Here is a 17,313-nt window from a genome sequence, read left to right on the forward strand (position 1 = left end):
AAATGAAGCTAAATTTAAAATGTGTTTAGCTTATATAAACATCTTTTATTTGCCTATTAATAAGCCCATTTCAAATAGATTGATCCCCAGGTAAAGCCACCGCCAAAAGCAGCCAATATTAAATTGTCGCCTTTTTTAAATTTGCTTTCCCACTCCCACAAACATAATGGAATTGTTCCATTTGTGGTGTTACCATAGCGTTCAATATTTATAATTACTTTTTCGGGGCTAACACCTGTACGGTTAGCTGTTGCATCAATAATACGTTTGTTAGCCTGATGGGGCACGAGCCACGCAATATCTTCCGAATTAAGATTGTTTTTTTCCATTACCTCGGCGGCAACATCGGCCATATTGGTTACGGCAAATTTAAATACTGCCTGACCTTCCTGATAAGCAAAGTGCTCATCAGCATCAACCGTTGCATGTGAAGCTGGTTTTATAGAGCCCCCGGCTTTTTGGTGCAGGTATTGTACACCAGCGCCATCGCTTTTTAATATAGAGTCAATTACACCGTTACCTTCGTCATTTGGTTCCAATAAAACAGCACCGGCACCATCGCCAAAAATAATACAGGTGGCACGGTCTTTATAGTTGGTTATGGATGACATTTTATCGCCACCTACAACTAATACTTTTTTGTGTTTACCACTTTCAATAAACTGTGAGCCTGTTGCCAAGCCGAATAAAAAGCCTGAGCAAGCAGCTTGCAGGTCGAAACCCCATGCTTCTTTTGCGCCAATTTTATCGGCCAGAATATTTGCGGTAGCCGGGAATACCCTATCAGGAGTAGTAGTGCAAAAAATAATCAGATCGATTTCGTTTGCAGTGATTCCTCGTTTTTTTAATAAAGCCTCAACCGCAGGTACAGCTAAATCTGATGTGCCCAGACCTTCGCCTTTTAATATGCGCCTTTCTTTAATACCTGTGCGGCTAGTTATCCACTCGTCATTGGTATCTACTATGGTTTCCAGTTCTTTATTGGTTAATACATAATCAGGTACATAACCGTGAACAGCTGTAATAGCAGCATGAATTTTACTCATTGTAATAGTTTACTAAAAGGCTGGTTTATATTGTTTATATTAGAAATTAATTTAATGTGCTAATGTGCGAATTTCAAATGTGAAGATCGAATTTTTTTAGAAATCGTTACCTCTTTTTAGTATGCCCACTTCAAATAAATTGATCCCCAGGTAAATCCTCCTCCAAAGGCGGCTAGTATTAAAGTATCGCCTTTTTTGAATTTGTTTTCCCATTCCCATAAGCATAGGGGCAATGTTCCGTTGGTGGTATTGCCATAACGCTCAATATTTATAACTACTTTATCATGGCTAACACCAGTACGTGTAGCGGTTGCATCAATAATGCGTTTGTTGGCCTGGTGTGGCACCAGCCATGTAATATCATCATGGGTAAGGTTGTTGCGCTCCATTATTTCGGCAGCAACATCAGCCATATTGGTTACCGCAAATTTAAATACTGTTTTACCTTCCTGATAAATAGAGTGCTCATTGGCATCAATAGTAGCATGTGATGCAGGTTTTACTGATCCACCGGCTTCCTGGTAAAGAAAAGGGACACCTACACCATCGCTTTTTAATATCGAATCAATAACACCGTTACCTTCATCATTTGGTTCAAGTAACACAGCACCGCAACCATCACCAAAAATAATACAGGTGGCACGGTCCTTATAATTTATTATCGACGACATTTTATCGCCGCCAATTACCAATACTTTTTTGTGTTTACCGCTTTCGATGAATTGAGAACCGGTTGCCAGACCGAATAAGAAACCTGAGCAGGTAGCCTGCAAATCATATCCCCACGCATTTTTTGCGCCAATTTTTGCAGCCAGTATATTTGCCGTGGCCGGGAATACCCTATCGGGAGTTGATGTGCAGAAAATAATCAGTTCAATTTCATCTGCACCGATACCGCGTTTCTTTAGTAACGCTTCAACCGCCGGAACGGCCATGTCAGATGTTCCAAGACCCTCACCCTTCAATATCCTTCGCTCCTTGATACCCGTACGCGTGGTTATCCACTCATCATTAGTATCTACCATTGTTTCCAGCTCGTGATTGGTTAGTACATAATCAGGTACATAGCCATGCACAGCTGTAATAGCAGCATGAATTTTATTCATTTATAATATTTTTTACTGGAAAGCCAGTTTTATTTTATCTACAAGGGCGCTTTCAACCATGTTTTTTGATAAAAGCACCATGTTTTTAATCGCTTCAGGGCTTGATATACCATGCCCTACAACTACAGGAGCATTTACACCCAAAATAGGACTGCCTCCGTATTGCTCATAATTAAACCTGTCGAAAAACTCATCTTTAAGTCCCTTTTTCAGGGTTACTACGTAAAATGATTCGGCAAGTTTTAAAATAATATTGCCGGTAAATCCGTCGCAAACAATTACGTCGGCAAGGTCGCCAAACATATCGCGTCCTTCCACATTACCGGTAAAATTAATAAGGTTTGATTCTTTCATCAGCGGGTAGGTGGCCTGGCTAAGTATATTGCCTTTTTCCTCCTCCTCGCCTATATTCATAAGGGCAACCCTCGGATTTTGAACATTATAAACATGCTGCGCAAATAAACTACCCAACACGCCAAATTGTACTAAAAACTCAGGTTTACAATCAGCATTGGCACCTACATCAATTAAAATACCTAAACCGCCTTTCAGTTTAGGTATAATAGTTGTCATTGCAGGGCGTAAAACGCCTGGAATAGCTTTTACGCTGAATAGGGCACCAACAAGCATGGCACCGCTATTGCCGGCTGAAGAAAATGCAGCAATACTTCCTTCTTTAAGAAGTTTAAAACCTACAGAAATACTGGAATCGGGTTTTTGAACGATTGCCTTTGTAGGATGCTCGCCCATACCAATCACTTCGGTTGTGTGTACAAACTCAAAATGATCCGGACTAACATTGTTTTCCTGAAGGATGCTGACAGCTTGTTCTTTATCGCCTATAAGTACCAGTTGCTGGCCTTCAGACAAAGCTTTATAAGCTTCAATTGCCCCTAAAACAGTTGCTTTGGGAGCGAAATCACCGCCCATAATATCTAAGCCAATCTTCATTTCAGAAAATTAAACTTATGCTACAGCTGCTTTCTCTATCAGTAATTTACCGTTGTAGTAAACGTTACCATCAACAGTGTAAGCTCTGTGCGGTAAGTGCACTGCGCCAGTAAGTTTGCATGTAGTTAAAGTAGGAGCAACAGCTTTGTCATGTGTTCTGCGCTTATCTCTTCTTGATTTGGATATTTTACGTTTTGGATGTGGCATAAATCCTGTTTTTTAATAATTCATTTAAATTTTTTGAGAGCATCCCACCGTGGGTCTGTTTTCTCTTCCTGTTCTTCTTCTGTACCTGCTGAAAGTTTGTTTAAACTCTCCAGCGTTTCTTTATCACAATAGGGAGTATTTCCCTCGTTGTCGCAAACCGTTATAAAAGGAATAGCAACATTTATATATTCGTAAATCAACCCGGCTATATTGATCTCATGATCATTTTTAGATAGGGTGATGATCTCTTCATCTTCATCAATTGCCTCTTCACTAAACTTTGCCACCTGCTGCTCGCGAATATCCACCTGTTGCGGATACGGTGCCAAACACCTGTCGCAATTTGCATCTATTGTTCCGGTAATTTGAAAGTTCAGGATAATCATTGTCTCCTGTTTTTCCAGTTCAACCTGGCATTTCAAATTTGCTTTTTTCACCAGCGAGTATTCAAACGCATCAAAAAAAGCATTGTCAACAATAAATTCAAACTGGTGCTTACCCAGCTTGAGGCCAGTAAAAGGAATCGAATAATTTCTTAGCGATTTCAATGAGCAACAATTAGCCCGCAAATGTAAGGATATTTATGATAATTGAAAAGTGTTTTTTAAAATAGGTTTTTAGCAATTTTTGAGGGTATAAAAAACCTCATAAAATCAAAAAGCCGACGCGTTTAACGTCGGCTTTTTGATTTAGATTGAAAAGGTTATGGTACCAATGGATTTACATCCCACCATAATCTGGTGCCTCCGTTATCGGGGCCTCCAAGTTCCTGGACACCAGTGGCAACACCTTTAGGGTTAGTAGAATTTTCATCAGCAGCAAAGGGGATACGTTTTACAAATGAGGTTGTACTAATTAGACCACCACTGTTATTTACTACCACAGGGAATAATTTCGGATAACCGGTTCTTCTGAAATCGCACCATGCTTCTTCGCCATCTGGATAAATAGCTAGCCATTTTTGGGTAATGATCCTTTGCAGGTTATGCTCAAAAGAATCTCCACTATTCCAGGCGATACTGATGTTGTTTAAGTATGGATTACCGGCTGGCACATTATTAGTAGAGTTAGTAGGGTCAACGTAAGGAGCTGCGGTTGCTGTTGTGTTAGTAAGATATCCGCTAGGCATACTAACACCCTTTTCCTGAAAAGAAAGGGCCACACCTTGTTCGTAGAAGGATTGTGCAGTACCTCCACCCATATTCCATCCACGCAACGCGCCTTCGGCTCTTAAAAAGTAGCTTTCTGATGCTACCATTATTTGCAAAGCACTAGTTGATTGTACATTTAACAAAGAAAAACCGGCATATTCAGCAGTGGTGATATTCTGCCCCTGGCGAATACCTTCATACTTGCCATCGTATGATGATGGAAGAAAATAAGCAGTTTCTCGTGGGTCGTTATAACCTTCAATAATTGATTTCATGGCAGCACTCATACTTATATCACCATATGCATTTGTGATGTTCCATAACGGGTTTTGATAGCTTAAACCATTTACCATGTTTAAATAAGCATCATCGGCAACGGTGCTTAATAACCCGTTTGGATCAGCTACCGCTTTTTCAGCTTGTGCCTGTGCAGTGGTTGGGTCAGCATATACAATACGCATTGCTAAACGAAGCCTTAACGTATTGGCAAACTTAAGCCACTGTTTGTAGTCACCAGCATAAATCATGTCAAATGGTTTAAAAGGTGTTTGCCCCGGGTAGGTTTTTACAAATGCTGTAAGTGTATTTACCGCAGTATCCAATTCAGTGAAAAATCTGGTGTATATATCTTTCTGACTATCATACGGTACGAAAAATGCGTTGCTTCCATATTTTGAATAAGGCATTGGCCCATATTGATCCGTTACACGGTGCATGCCCTCAACTTTCAGAATCAAGGCCATCGCAACAAAGTGCTGAGCCTGTGGGCCTGCATTTTTTCTAATCTGCACCCAATTATTCATGATATGCTGATTCCCAAGATCGAACATCTCGTTGTTCCAGTCTGACCGCATGAAGTAGTTGGTGTTATTATTGCCAAATCCGTCATCCGGAGACATCATATAGCCGGAAAATACATCCGCATTCAAATTCTGCTGAACCTGATAGTTATAATCAGTTATATTGAAAATGTTTTCTTCCATATCCGGAAAAAAACCACCAGTTGATTGTTGATCACCAGCAGCCTGGCTTTGGGTTACTTTACTTGGGTCTGTATTTAGGGCTTGAAAGTCTTTTGTGCAAGAACTTATTGCAAACAGGCCCAAAATGCCTGTCAATAATAGCCAGCTCTTTTTATATGTCTTTTTCATATTAATAATATTATTATTCGTTTTAAAATTTCGCTGATATATTGAAACCTAATTGCCTTGTGCTCGGTTGACCGAACAGATCAATACCCTGAAGAGTATTATCGGTTGATAAAGTTGTCTCCGGATCATAAGGGGCTTTCAGGTAAAAGAAGAACAAATTACGACCAGTGAAAGCAATGCGGATATTTTGTATTTTATTGTTAAATACAGTGCCAGGAATAGTATAACCTAAAGATGCCTCCCTTAAGCGAATGTTTGTAGCTGAATAGGCATACTCAGCTAATGCGCCCTCTCGGCCACCAGCCAGATTGTAATAGGTTTGGGCATTTATTCTTGTTCCATTAATTAAAACGCCGCCATTATCCCTTGCCGTTGCCGATGCTTGTGATACGCCGTAAAGATCTAAATAAGCCTGAGTCATATCTACTACCTCGCCGCCAAAACGTCCGTCTATAGTAAAGGCTAGATCAAATCTCTTATATCTAAAGGAGTTGGTCCATCCTAATAAGAAATTTGGATTTGGATTACCAACATCAACAAATTCATTAGCATTATTAATTAATTGTGGAAGACCATTAGTCAGGATTATTTTTCCACTTGCATCCTTTTGAAAATCATTTGCATAAATTTCACCAAATGGCTTGCCCACAACAGCCTCTGTTTGGTAAGAATTAAATGAATTAAGGAAGGTAAATTCATTAATAACATTTGGTGTACCACTTGAGTTATCAGTATATAATGCCAATACCTTATTTCGGTTTAATGAAAAAGTAACATTTGAGGTCCATCTTAAATCACTGCCAATAATCCCATTATAACCTAAACTGCCTTCAAATCCTTCATTTTTAACATTCCCACCGTTTATATACTGGGTTTTATAACCACCTGACGCTGCAGTTGTAGCTACATTAAATAATTGATTATAAGTATTGGTATGATAATAGGTTGCATCAAAAGTAATGTGGTCGTTTATGAAACGCCATTCCATACCCGCTTCAAATGAATGGGTAATTTCAGGTTTCAATGTTGAAAGTGGTTTGGTAAGATTTAAATCAGGAAAAGCGTTGCTTACGGTATATTGCGCAGGCGTACTCACAAATGATGGAATGCTATTTCCTACGTCAGTATAAGAAACACGGATTTTGCTATAACTGATAAAATCAGGCATTTTAAACATGCTGCTTAGTATGCTACTCAAACCTACAGACGGATAAAAGAAAGAATCGCTTTGTGTATATGCTAAAGCAGATGACCAATCGCTACGTCCCGTAATATCCAGATATAAGAATTTTTTATAACCAAAATCGAAACTCGCTAAAAGTGATTGAGTTTGATTTTCAGTTTTGTTGATTTGGTTAAAAGGGTTAGATGTTCCGGTTACAAGAAGGTTGCTTACATTAAAATAATTAGGAACGTTACCTAAGTGGCCACCGAAACCAAGCGAGCTATTTTGATTGTCCTGGATAATAGCACCAAGCGTACCGTTAAAGCTAAAATCGTGTGATAAATCTTTATTCGCATTCAATAATAAATCGCCATAAACCTGGTTTTGGCCACTTGAACTATAGTTATACCCTCCGGTAGAGCTTGCAAATAATTCAGCTGTACCTGCATACAGTTCCTGACTGCTGGTTTGATCAGCTTTATCAAGTTTTACACGTCCTTGTAAGTTTAACCAACTGTTAAAGTCATATTTAGCAGTTACCGAAGCCAATAAGCGATTTAAGCCCTGTGTAGTAGGGTTTTTGTTTTGTATCCAATACGGGTTTTGAAGATCATCAGCAGAACCACCACCATTATAAGGAATAATCCAGTTTGGAACATAGACGTCACGAACCGGATCAATGTATTCATAATTTTTATACTGGTTAAAGTCCGTACCTCTAGGGAATAAATAAATACTGGTTAAAGGATTGAAATAGGTACCGGATATAGGGCGATTATCAGTGTTCTGAAAAATGTAATTCGCACTCAGATCGATAGTCATTTTATCATTTAACGCTTTAGAAGTATTTCGGAAGGTGATATTATTTCTGGTAAAGATGTTGCCTGGCTCTATTCCGTCTGCATGGGTATTTGCATAAGAAATGTATGTCTGATTTTTTTCAGTACCAGTGCTTAGCGTAAATGAATTGATGGTGCTTACGCCGGTATTAAAATACGAAGCCGGGTTTAAATTTGGAGTACCGGCAGATTGCCTGGCACCATAAGAATTTAACGATGCAATATTTGAAGTATCAGCATCACCCCGCCCATATTCGTTTTGCAATTTGGGTAATAAAACTGCCTTATCAAAAGTAGTATTTGAATTAAAAGTGACAGTGGTTTTGCCTGCCTTGCCTTTTTTTGTAGTTATCATTATAACTCCATTTGCTGCTTGACTTCCATATAAAGCAGAAGCAGAAGCACCTTTTAGCACACTGATGCTTTCAATATCATCGGGGTTAATGTTAGAGATACCATCTCCGCCATCTGCCCCGTATGAAAACACACCGGTTGGTTGGGTGCTGGTAAGTGGGTTTAGTGGAACTCCATCCACAACGTATAACACGTTACTACTTCCATAAATAGATTTGTTACCTCTTAATACTACCTTGGTTGAACCACCGGCACCTGATGAGCTGGAGGTTATCTGCAAACCAGATACTTTACCATCCAAACTGTTCACAAAACTTGGATCTTTTGCTACTTCCAGTTCTTTACCAGCAATAGTTTGTTGATCATAACTCAAAGAAGCTGAAGTTTTTTTCAATCCCAATGCTGTTACTACTACTTCGTTCAAAGCGTTTGAGTTGGATTTTAAAACCACATTAATAGTGGTTTCGCTGCCAACCGTTACTTCTTTGGTAGAGTAACCGATATAGGTAAACGTTAAAACATCACCGGGAGCAGCGTCTAAAGTATATTTTCCATCAATATCTGTCTGGATGCCTTTGGTTGTCCCTTTAATACTCACGCTAACACCAATTAATGGCATACCGGTAGTATCTTTTACCACACCGTGAATGGTTTGAAATGCCTTTGATGAATTATCATTGGCAGTTACAATCAATTTGTTCTTGATTAAAGAAAAATGCAAACCGGTTTGATCTGTAATTTCTGCCAGTACTTGTTCAACCGGTAAATTTTTACAGTTGATTGAAACCAATTTTTTACTGCCGAATTCGTTGCGGTCATAATGTACATCAAGACCCGTTTGCTGACTTAAACTGGCCAATACATCAACCAGGGGCTTTTTAACAACATTAATGGTTAATGTTGTACCCTGGTCTGCAGGGGTTTCGGGTTGCGCAGTGAGGCCAACCGGGGCCAACAGTACTGCAATGCAACAGATTTTTAAGAAAAGTAAATTAATTTTCATATTTAATTGAGGTTAGTTTGCTATTTAAGTGTTATGCTATTTTTGTTGGTTGTATAAGAAACTCCTTCAGTAAGGCAAACTATTTTTAAGATGTCGGCTAGTTGCTCATCTTTAAAATCGCCGGTGTAACTCCAGTTTGTTCGTTTGCTGTTGTTGATGATAGTGACATTGAAGCGATTTTCAATGGTGTTAATCACTTCGTCCATGGATGCATTGCTAAAATTCAATACGCCGCTTTTCCAGGCAATAACAGGTGTTTCCTCTTTAAAACTTGATTTTACAAGGTTGCCTGATAATTTATTAAGTACTATCTGCTCATGTGGTAATAATATATTTGATGTGTTTACTTTGTGGGTCGGATGCAGGTCGTCAATTCTGATTTTGCCGTGTATTAACGAAATGGATACTTTGTGCTCTTTTGCATAACTGCGTATATTAAAGGCTGTACCCAATGCAGTAGTGGCAAATTTGTTTGTGTAAACCGTAAATGGACTTGTTTTATCTTTGGCAACTTCAAATAGCGCCTCACCTTCGTCCAAGTAAACCGGACGCTTATGATTAGTGAATTTTTGGGGGTAACGGATAATGGTTGCAGCATCAAGAGTTATAATACTTCCATCGGGAAGTTTAACCTGATCGGTAATTCCTTTAGATGTTTTTATATAAACCCAACCATTAATTACCTGTTTTTCAACATGGGGCTGGTTAGCTAGTTGTTGTGAAGTGTGCTTTCTTAAATAGGATGCGTAAATTATTGCCCCAGCACTGATAACAAACAATGCCGAAGCTGCGGCAGCCAACCAGTTATATTTGGGCCGTGGTTTAATAGCCGTTATTTTTAAGCGGCTATCAATTTGGGTTTTACTTATAACGAGTTGTTCCGAAATAAAATCATCATCATAAGTAAAAGCTTTACTGTTTTCTGTTTCAGCTAGCCATTTTTCAATAATTCTCTTTTCTTCTGCAGAGCAGGTACCCATGCTGTACCTTTCAAGCAGGGTCTTAATTTGGTTAATATCCAATTGGTCGTTTGGTTTGATTGGTAGTCGAACAAAACGAAGGATGGTACTATCCGATTTTTAAATAAATTTATTTAAATAAAAAGAGGGTGGTGAAAAGGAATAATATATCCACACTGATATAGTTTACGCGCAGTAAACGAAGGGCTTTCGAAATCTGGTTTTTTACAGTTTGTGGCGATAAATTTGTTTTGGTGGCAATATCGCGGGTAGTTTGATGTTCAAATCGACTTAGAATAAATATTTCCCGCATTCGTTCGGGCATATTATTAACTGCGGTTTCAATTTCCTGCAGTTTTTTTCTATTGTCAATTCTGTCTGTTATGGAGGATGGATCAACCATTAAATATCCGGCCAAATCAGCAAGATATCTTTGATATTTAACATCGTTGCGATAAATGTCGATAATTTTATAACGGGCAGCCTGATACAAATAGGCTTTTAAGGAAGTATTAATATTAAGCGATTCTCTTTTTTCCCATATGTTTACGAAAATATCTTGCAAAATATCATTGCATAGTTCGGAGTCCTTTAATTTTTGTAAAAGATAAATGTAAAGTGGTTTGCTGAAATTACTGTATAAAGTGTTAAAAGCTGAAATGTTATTTTTTTTCAGGCCCTCTAAAATTTCTTTTTCGCAACACTCAGTTAACATTGGTAAATCAATGGTATAATGGCAATAAAGGTAAAAATTTTATAATGTGAATATAACAATAAAGGGTATAAAAATATTGATTTTTTTATACCCTTAGTGTATTTATAAATACCTTTAATTATGTAGACTTTGTAGAATTTTTGTATAACTAAAGGTATTTTTAATGTCCTATTGTTGATTTAATCTCTATCCCGGCTCAATTTGGTTATTGCTAAGGGGTTTTCATTCAATTCAACAGTTTCACGTCGGTTTTTAACGATGTGGATGGCTGTAAATAATGCCTCACGGAAGGATGTTTCGGATGCCTGGTTTTTGCCTGCTATATCATAAGCAGTTCCATGATCGGGAGAGGTGCGTACAAAATTCAGACCGGCAGTAAAGTTTACGCCCGATTCAAAGGCTATTTGTTTAAAGGGAATTAATCCCTGATCGTGGTACATTGCCAATACAGCGTCAAACTGTAAGTAACTTCCATTTGCGAAAAAGCCATCGGCAGGATAAGGGCCAAAAGCCAGGATGTTGTTATTACGTGCTTCTTCAATAGCCGGTATAATAACATCCTGTTCCTCACTGCCGATAAGACCATTGTCGCTTGCATGTGGGTTTAGGCCCAATACAGCAATTTTAGGTTTGCGGATCCAAAAATCATTACGCAAGCTATTATCCATCAACTTAAGTTTGGCCAATATCTTTTCGGTAGTGATGCTTTCGGATACTTTTGAAATAGGAATATGACCTGTTACTACTCCCACACGAAGTGTATCACTCACCAGAAACATCAATGACTCAGCTGCACTATCACGTTCCTGCAGGTATTCTGTATGGCCCGGAAAATTAAATTGTTCGCTCTGAATATTATCTTTATTAATTGGCGCAGTAACCAGGGCGTCAATTTCGCCATTAATTAAATCGTTTGTTGCTCTTTCTAACGAGATAAAGGAGTATTTACCAACTAAGCCATTAACAATGCCCGGTTCAATTTTTATATCATCGTCCCAGCAATTGATCATGTTGGGCCTTTTTTGTTCTTTTTTATTATTGGTCTCTGCCGGATTATTGATTACAAAAAAGTTTAGATCATCAATATTTGTGGTGCGGCGGTAAAACGAAGCGAGCTTGGTATGGCCATAAACAATTGGCGTACAATAATCATAAATGCGGCTATCGGCCAATGTTTTAATAATTATTTCTAATCCTATTCCGTTTACATCGCCAATACTGATCCCTATTTTAATTTTTTCGCTCATGTTTTCTAGATAATTACACCAATTTTATTTGCCACCTGATTATTAGCCATTAGCCAATTTTGCAGATGAATTATACAATATTTTAACCTTTACAGCCCCTTTAATATGTACAACGCTTAGCAACTAAACCACAAATAAAAAGATTTTAAGTTTATAGTTTCTTAATAAAGCACAAATATGCCTTAATTTGCTCAAATATTTGACTAATAATGACGTTGGTAAGAGCAAAAAAACATCTCGGGCAGCATTTTCTTACTGATAAAAATATCGCTGCCAAAATTGTAGAGAGTCTGCGCCCTGTAAATGGGTACAATCAGGTACTGGAAGTTGGTCCGGGTATGGGCATTTTATCTGACTTTTTAATTCAGAAAACAGAGTACGAGGTTTCATTAATTGACATTGATACCGAATCGTATGAATTTCTGCAAAAAAAGTATCCCCAATTAGGTAAGCGTTTAATAAATGCTGACTTTCTGGAAATGGATTTCGGTGCTTTTTTCACCGGTCCTTTAGCTATAATCGGTAATTTTCCTTATAATATCTCATCACAAATACTTTTTAAGGTGCTGGATAACCGGCAGCAGGTGGTAGAAGTGGTAGGTATGTTCCAAAAGGAAGTTGCCGAACGCTGTTCTGCCAAAGCAGGCAGTAAAGAGTATGGAATACTCAGCGTTTTTTTGCAGGCTTATTACAAGGTTGAATACTTATTTACAGTAAAAGCGGGTGTATTTAATCCGCCGCCAAAAGTGTTATCGGCAGTAATTAGATTAACCCGTAATGGAACCTTGCAGTTGGATTGTGATGAAAAATTATTCTGGCAGGTAGTAAAAGCAGGGTTCAATCAGCGGCGCAAAACCTTACGGAATGCTTTGTCATCTCTGATCAATAAAGAGAAAATGACTGATAATGCAATGCTTGATTTACGTGCTGAAAGATTAACTGTAGCTGATTTTGTAAAATTAGCTCAAGATATTTCGGCAAACAGATAGTTGTTAATTACAATAAGTAAACCTGGCAGATGAAATATTTGAAAATCATATTTGTTGTTTCATTAAATTGCTGTTTTTCGGTTTTTTATGGACATTCCCAAGGAAAGCCTTCGCAATACATCATATCAACCCAGTCTGTTGCACTTAATTATAAGGATCAGTCAGATACCTTACATTTGCCCCTTGTATCAGATAAATATCCAGAATTAAAAAAAGCATTGTCTTACGAAAGAATATTTGACGGTAAAAGTTTAGCGGATGTGGTGAAAAACTACAATGCTTGTGGATGCGGCGTTACCGCTTTAAATTATGCTGTAACATTTGAAAATAATGATGTTATCTCTATAGAGCTTTACTATGAAACGATGGGAGCATACCCCGATAGCGAAGAACAATGGTTTACTCTAAATATTCATACGGGGCAACTCTATCCAGTCTCAAATGAAATAAATTCGGCTGGAATGAAATGGTTATTTGAAAATTATAAGGCCACCTTAAAAAAAAGGATACAAGACAATAAGGAAGATATAATGAACAACGATGATGGTGCAAATATTTATAAAGAACTGGATGACGCCATTAATAATCTTCAGAGTGATGAGTTATTAAAGAAATATGTTTTTACTGAAAAAGGTATAGAACTATCTATTGAAAGGATACTTCCGCATGTAGTAGCCAATTTGGAGCCGGATGATGATTGGATAGTTCCATACAGCAAATTAAAATCATTTAAAAGAACTGGGGCTGCTGTTTTAAAATGATTTATATCTATAGCTTTAAACCCTGTGGTAATTAGCCTACCTCAATAATTATGGTTTCTGTAAGTGGATACATTTTTTTTACAGAATCGGCCATTCGCTTTATAAAAATGTAATTGGTTGTTCCACCAATTGCCGCGCCAACTATTGGAATCATCCGTTCTGCTGCTCGTGTACCCAGTACCATCAATAACTTTTCAGCTATTGCTTCCATCATGGTTTTCGATAATGCTACGCCTGCTTCAACTCTCAAGGATGTTGCTACCAGCGACATAAATTCATCAAAGTCGATTTGATAGCTGCCCCGGTTATAGTACATAACAGCCATAGTTATTCTGAATTGCTGGGTTATCAAATTCGCAAAATCAAAAGGGATGCCTGCAATTAAGGTAAACATACCACCACTGCCTGATAGTACACCCGACCCGGCGGCCAGGTAAGCACTCTGGTCAATAAATTTATCGAGGCCCATTTTATCAACCCCTTTTTTAATATTAAGTTGATTAATATGGTTAAATATCTGTTTAAAGCCTTCGTTTGCAAGTTTTTGGCTTTGTAGTTTTATATCTGTGCTAAGCTTTTTTAATCTGATTGCTTTCATTTTCTTTTTATGTTAATTCAGAACGGTTAATATTTGTTCTCTATATCATGAAGCTATTCCCGTGCCAGTTTTGCAAACTGGCTAAAATGTCATCTTTATAAACAAAAAAAGAGCAAAGTCATTAAGTAATGCCCTCATTTTATAATTTTACATTTTTCATTTAAACTATCAATCGCTTGGAAAAAAGTATTTTAATTGTTGATGACATACATCCCATTTTTATAGAAAGGGCCGAAGCTATGGGTTATCAATGCGATTATCGCCCATTAATAAAGCCTGATGAGGCACTACAGATTATTGGTAATTATGCCGGACTGGTAGTGCGTTCAAAATTCAGGTTAAACAAACAATATCTGGATGCTGCAACCCATCTTCGCTTTATTTGCAGGGCAGGTGCAGGCATGGATAATATTGATGAAGCTTACGCTGCCGAAAAAAGTGTTACTTTAATTAACGCTCCCGAAGGCAATATGGATGCCGTAGGTGAGCACGCCATAGGGCTGTTATTGGCACTGATGAATAATTTCAGGGCCGCTGATGCCGAAATAAGATCAGGCAACTGGAAACGTGAGGCTAACCGGGGTTATGAGTTAAAAGGTAAAACAGTTGGTATTATTGGTTATGGCTTTATGGGGCATAGTTTTGCCAGTAAGCTGGTAGGTTTTGGCGTGAATGTAATTGCTTATGATAAGTATAAAACAGGTTTTAGTGATCAGTTTGCCCGCGAGGTAAGCATGGAAGAAATCGTAAAACATAGCGATGTGCTGAGTTTCCATATTCCCTTAACACCCGAAACCAAGGGGATGGTTAATGATGAATACTTGTTTCATTTTAAAAAGCCCATATTTTTATTGAATACCGCCCGTGGGCAGATATTGAAGGTAAAGGCAGTATTAAATGCCATTAAGCAAGGCAAAATACTAGGTGCCGGATTGGATGTGCTGGAAATAGAAAAATTCCCGGCACTGTCTGAACAGGACTGGTTTGAAGAGCTGCGCCAATCGGACAAAGTTTTATTAAGCCCGCATGTTGCCGGTTGGACATTTGATTCTTACCGAAAAATAAGTGAAGTAATGGCGGAAAAGTTGTTAGCTATCCGTCTATAAGCATTTGCTTAATCAATAACAAGCTATTAGTCCATGGTCTATTGACCATGGATTAATAGAACATTATCAATTAAGCGTGTTTTGCCAACTTTTGCGGCTACCAGAGCCACTATTGTTTTGGTATCTTCATTGGCAGGGAGCAAGGTTTCGCCATCAGCAATTTCAAAATAGTCAAGTTCCACGCCTTCTTCGGCACTGATCATTAATTCGGCTTTATGCTTTAATTGCTGTATTTCGCTACGATTGAAGTTTTCTTTAACCCAATTCAGCGTTTTTGACAGAACCAGGGAATGTTGCCTGTCTGCAGTTGTCAGGTGGATGTTTCTTGAACTCATTGCAAGGCCATCAGCTTCGCGTTTAATAGGGCACATCACCAATTGAACAGGCATCTTCAATAACTCCACCATTTTGCTGATAACTGAAAACTGCTGATAGTCTTTTTGTCCAAAAAAAGCTGTATCCGGATTAACGATATTAAACAATTTAGAAACTATCTGGGTTACGCCTTGGTAATGGCCTGGTCTTGATTTTCCTTCAAGTAATTGTTCCATTGGGCCAATCTCTAAATGCCATTGTTCATTATCATCATAAATTTCGCTTACTGGTGGATTAAACAATATATCACAATTAACCTGTTCAAGCAGAGCTATATCTGCCTCAATGGTTCGCGGGTATTTCTCAAGGTCTTTGGGGTCATTAAATTGGGTTGGATTAACAAAAATGCTGCATACCACAACGTCATTGTTTTTCTGTGCCTGTTCTATAAGTGAAATATGCCCTTTATGTAATGCGCCCAATGTGGGTACAAGGCCAATACTTTTGTGTAAACCCTTTATTTGCAGCAGGTATTGCTGTAGCTCTTTTTTGGTAGTAAAAATTTTCAATGCGATTTATATTAAGGTAATCATCCGTTTGGGGATGGGTTTTATTTGTTTGGCTGTAACTGTCTGTTACAACCGTAATGTTGAAATTTGATTGATTTTAAATGATACAATTGGGCAAAGTTGTACAATTGCTTAAAAATTACCAAAAGTTACTTGCATAATTCGTTGCCAGTTCATATAATAATGCTTATATTTGCAGACTCAAATTTTTTTGGATTCTTAATTATAATTTAATACTGATATAGTGATGGGTAAATCTAAGCTCTTGTTTATAACTCACGAAATGTCTCCTTTCCTCGAACTCTCAAAAATTTCTGAAATTACACGCCAGCTTCCGCAGGCTATGCAGGAAAAAGGTTACGAAATCCGTATCCTTATGCCTCGTTTTGGAAATATTAATGAGCGCAGGAACAGGTTACACGAAGTGATCCGTTTGTCGGGGATGAATATCATTATTAACGATAATGACAATCCGCTGATTATTAAGGTTGCATCCATTCCAGCTGCGCGTATGCAGGTTTACTTTTTGGATAACGAAGAGTATTTTCAGCGGAAACACGTTTTTACAGATAAAGAAGGGAAGTTTTATGCTGACAATGATGAACGCATGATTTTCTTTTGTAAAGGTGCTTTGGAAACAGTTAAAAAATTAGGATGGGCTCCTGATGTAATTCACTGCCACGGGTGGATGAGTGCATTGGTGCCTGCGTATTTAAAAACTACGTACAAAGACGATCCTACTTTTAAAAATTCAAAAATCATTTATTCTATTTACGAAAATGATTTTGCCGGAAAACTTGATGCTGACTTTGCTCAAAAAGCAGTGATGGGTAATATGACCGAAAAACATACCGAAGTATATAAGCCAGCTTCTAACTCGGCATTGTATGGTGGTGCTATACATTATAGTGATGGCATTGTTTTGGGTGGCGAGAATATTGATGAAGAAGTGTTAAATTATGTTAAAAACAGCAATAAATCAGTTTTAGAGTTCGATTCTACCGCAGATTTCGAAAATTATTACAATTTTTACGACGAAATTGCTAACGAGGAATTAGCGCATGTTGTATAAGCTTTGATA

At 38.0% G+C, this 17,313-nt stretch carries 16 protein-coding genes; 4 read left to right on the plus strand and 12 right to left on the minus strand.

The genetic code is table 11. The annotated features are described in order from the left end of the window. Positions 1–56: 56 nt before the first annotated feature. From JN11_RS14665 to pdxA, 10 genes are all read right to left on the minus strand, one after another. Complete coding sequence (locus JN11_RS14665; RefSeq protein WP_144913744.1) at positions 57–1,046, minus strand: beta-ketoacyl-ACP synthase III; 990 nt, start codon at positions 1,044–1,046, stop codon at positions 57–59. Between the two features lie 116 nt (positions 1,047–1,162). Next, complete coding sequence (locus JN11_RS14670; RefSeq protein ID WP_144913746.1) at positions 1,163–2,152, minus strand: beta-ketoacyl-ACP synthase III; 990 nt, start codon at positions 2,150–2,152, stop codon at positions 1,163–1,165. Positions 2,153–2,164: 12 nt separating this feature from the next. Further along, positions 2,165–3,103 carry a phosphate acyltransferase PlsX gene (plsX, locus tag JN11_RS14675; protein WP_144913747.1) on the minus strand — a complete coding sequence of 313 codons (939 nt, stop codon included), beginning with the start codon at positions 3,101–3,103 and terminating at the stop codon, positions 2,165–2,167. 15 nt (positions 3,104–3,118) lie between these two features. Next, positions 3,119–3,310: a 50S ribosomal protein L32 gene (rpmF, locus tag JN11_RS14680; protein ID WP_144913749.1), complete on the minus strand. Its 192-nt coding sequence runs from the start codon at positions 3,308–3,310 to the stop codon at positions 3,119–3,121. Positions 3,311–3,330: 20 nt separating this feature from the next. Continuing rightward, positions 3,331–3,858, minus strand: a complete 528-nt coding sequence (locus JN11_RS14685) for a YceD family protein (protein ID WP_144913751.1) — start codon at positions 3,856–3,858, stop codon at positions 3,331–3,333. Positions 3,859–4,013: 155 nt separating this feature from the next. Next, a complete protein-coding gene (locus JN11_RS14690) occupies positions 4,014–5,612 on the minus strand; it encodes a RagB/SusD family nutrient uptake outer membrane protein (protein WP_144913753.1) in 1,599 nt (532 codons plus the stop codon). Between the two features lie 22 nt (positions 5,613–5,634). Continuing rightward, positions 5,635–8,973, minus strand: coding sequence for a SusC/RagA family TonB-linked outer membrane protein (locus JN11_RS14695; protein ID WP_144913755.1), 3,339 nt, complete (start codon positions 8,971–8,973; stop codon positions 5,635–5,637). A gap of 20 nt (positions 8,974–8,993) precedes the next feature. Then, positions 8,994–9,995, minus strand: a complete 1,002-nt coding sequence (locus JN11_RS14700; protein ID WP_144913757.1) for a FecR family protein — start codon at positions 9,993–9,995, stop codon at positions 8,994–8,996. A gap of 67 nt (positions 9,996–10,062) precedes the next feature. Continuing rightward, the gene (locus JN11_RS14705) at positions 10,063–10,647 is read right to left on the minus strand and encodes an RNA polymerase sigma factor (protein WP_144913759.1); all 585 of its coding nucleotides are present in this window, start codon (positions 10,645–10,647) and stop codon (positions 10,063–10,065) included. A gap of 179 nt (positions 10,648–10,826) precedes the next feature. Beyond that, a complete protein-coding gene (gene pdxA, locus JN11_RS14710; RefSeq protein WP_144913761.1) occupies positions 10,827–11,894 on the minus strand; it encodes a 4-hydroxythreonine-4-phosphate dehydrogenase PdxA in 1,068 nt (355 codons plus the stop codon). A 209-nt stretch (positions 11,895–12,103) separates the two neighbouring features. Between pdxA and rsmA the strand changes: the two genes are divergently transcribed. Then, positions 12,104–12,883, plus strand: coding sequence for a 16S rRNA (adenine(1518)-N(6)/adenine(1519)-N(6))-dimethyltransferase RsmA (gene rsmA / locus JN11_RS14715; RefSeq protein WP_144913763.1), 780 nt, complete (start codon positions 12,104–12,106; stop codon positions 12,881–12,883). A 29-nt stretch (positions 12,884–12,912) separates the two neighbouring features. Continuing rightward, positions 12,913–13,644, plus strand: coding sequence for a hypothetical protein (locus JN11_RS14720; RefSeq protein ID WP_144913765.1), 732 nt, complete (start codon positions 12,913–12,915; stop codon positions 13,642–13,644). Between the two features lie 31 nt (positions 13,645–13,675). Here the strand turns inward: JN11_RS14720 and JN11_RS14725 are convergent, their stop codons facing one another. Then, positions 13,676–14,242, minus strand: coding sequence for a hypothetical protein (locus JN11_RS14725; RefSeq protein WP_144913767.1), 567 nt, complete (start codon positions 14,240–14,242; stop codon positions 13,676–13,678). A 176-nt stretch (positions 14,243–14,418) separates the two neighbouring features. Between JN11_RS14725 and JN11_RS14730 the strand changes: the two genes are divergently transcribed. After that, entirely contained in the window at positions 14,419–15,348 is a 930-nt protein-coding gene (locus tag JN11_RS14730) for a 2-hydroxyacid dehydrogenase (protein ID WP_144913769.1), read from the plus strand. Positions 15,349–15,386: 38 nt separating this feature from the next. Here the strand turns inward: JN11_RS14730 and panC are convergent, their stop codons facing one another. Then, complete coding sequence (gene panC / locus JN11_RS14735; protein WP_144913770.1) at positions 15,387–16,232, minus strand: pantoate--beta-alanine ligase; 846 nt, start codon at positions 16,230–16,232, stop codon at positions 15,387–15,389. A gap of 247 nt (positions 16,233–16,479) precedes the next feature. On the opposite strand from panC, the gene JN11_RS14740 reads away from it, so the two are divergent. Beyond that, positions 16,480–17,304, plus strand: a complete 825-nt coding sequence (locus tag JN11_RS14740) for a glycogen/starch synthase (protein WP_144913772.1) — start codon at positions 16,480–16,482, stop codon at positions 17,302–17,304. Positions 17,305–17,313: the final 9 nt, after the last annotated feature.

It is taken from the genome of Mucilaginibacter frigoritolerans, assembly GCF_007830615.1.
GTDB classification, from domain to species: domain Bacteria; phylum Bacteroidota; class Bacteroidia; order Sphingobacteriales; family Sphingobacteriaceae; genus Mucilaginibacter; species Mucilaginibacter frigoritolerans.

Bases quoted from the DNA above. Each gene is read 5' to 3' on its own strand.
- JN11_RS14665 (WP_144913744.1), bottom strand. From the start codon at position 1,046: ATGAGTAAAATTCATGCTGCTATTACAGCTGTTCACGGTTATGTACCT.
- JN11_RS14670 (WP_144913746.1), bottom strand. From the start codon at position 2,152: ATGAATAAAATTCATGCTGCTATTACAGCTGTGCATGGCTATGTACCT.
- plsX (WP_144913747.1), bottom strand. From the start codon at position 3,103: ATGAAGATTGGCTTAGATATTATGGGCGGTGATTTCGCTCCCAAAGCA.
- rpmF (WP_144913749.1), bottom strand. From the start codon at position 3,310: ATGCCACATCCAAAACGTAAAATATCCAAATCAAGAAGAGATAAGCGC.
- JN11_RS14690 (WP_144913753.1), bottom strand. From the start codon at position 5,612: ATGAAAAAGACATATAAAAAGAGCTGGCTATTATTGACAGGCATTTTG.
- JN11_RS14695 (WP_144913755.1), bottom strand. From the start codon at position 8,973: ATGAAAATTAATTTACTTTTCTTAAAAATCTGTTGCATTGCAGTACTG.
- JN11_RS14705 (WP_144913759.1), bottom strand. From the start codon at position 10,647: ATGTTAACTGAGTGTTGCGAAAAAGAAATTTTAGAGGGCCTGAAAAAA.
- pdxA (WP_144913761.1), bottom strand. From the start codon at position 11,894: ATGAGCGAAAAAATTAAAATAGGGATCAGTATTGGCGATGTAAACGGA.
- rsmA (WP_144913763.1), top strand. From the start codon at position 12,104: ATGACGTTGGTAAGAGCAAAAAAACATCTCGGGCAGCATTTTCTTACT.
- JN11_RS14720 (WP_144913765.1), top strand. From the start codon at position 12,913: ATGAAATATTTGAAAATCATATTTGTTGTTTCATTAAATTGCTGTTTT.
- JN11_RS14725 (WP_144913767.1), bottom strand. From the start codon at position 14,242: ATGAAAGCAATCAGATTAAAAAAGCTTAGCACAGATATAAAACTACAA.
- JN11_RS14740 (WP_144913772.1), top strand. From the start codon at position 16,480: ATGGGTAAATCTAAGCTCTTGTTTATAACTCACGAAATGTCTCCTTTC.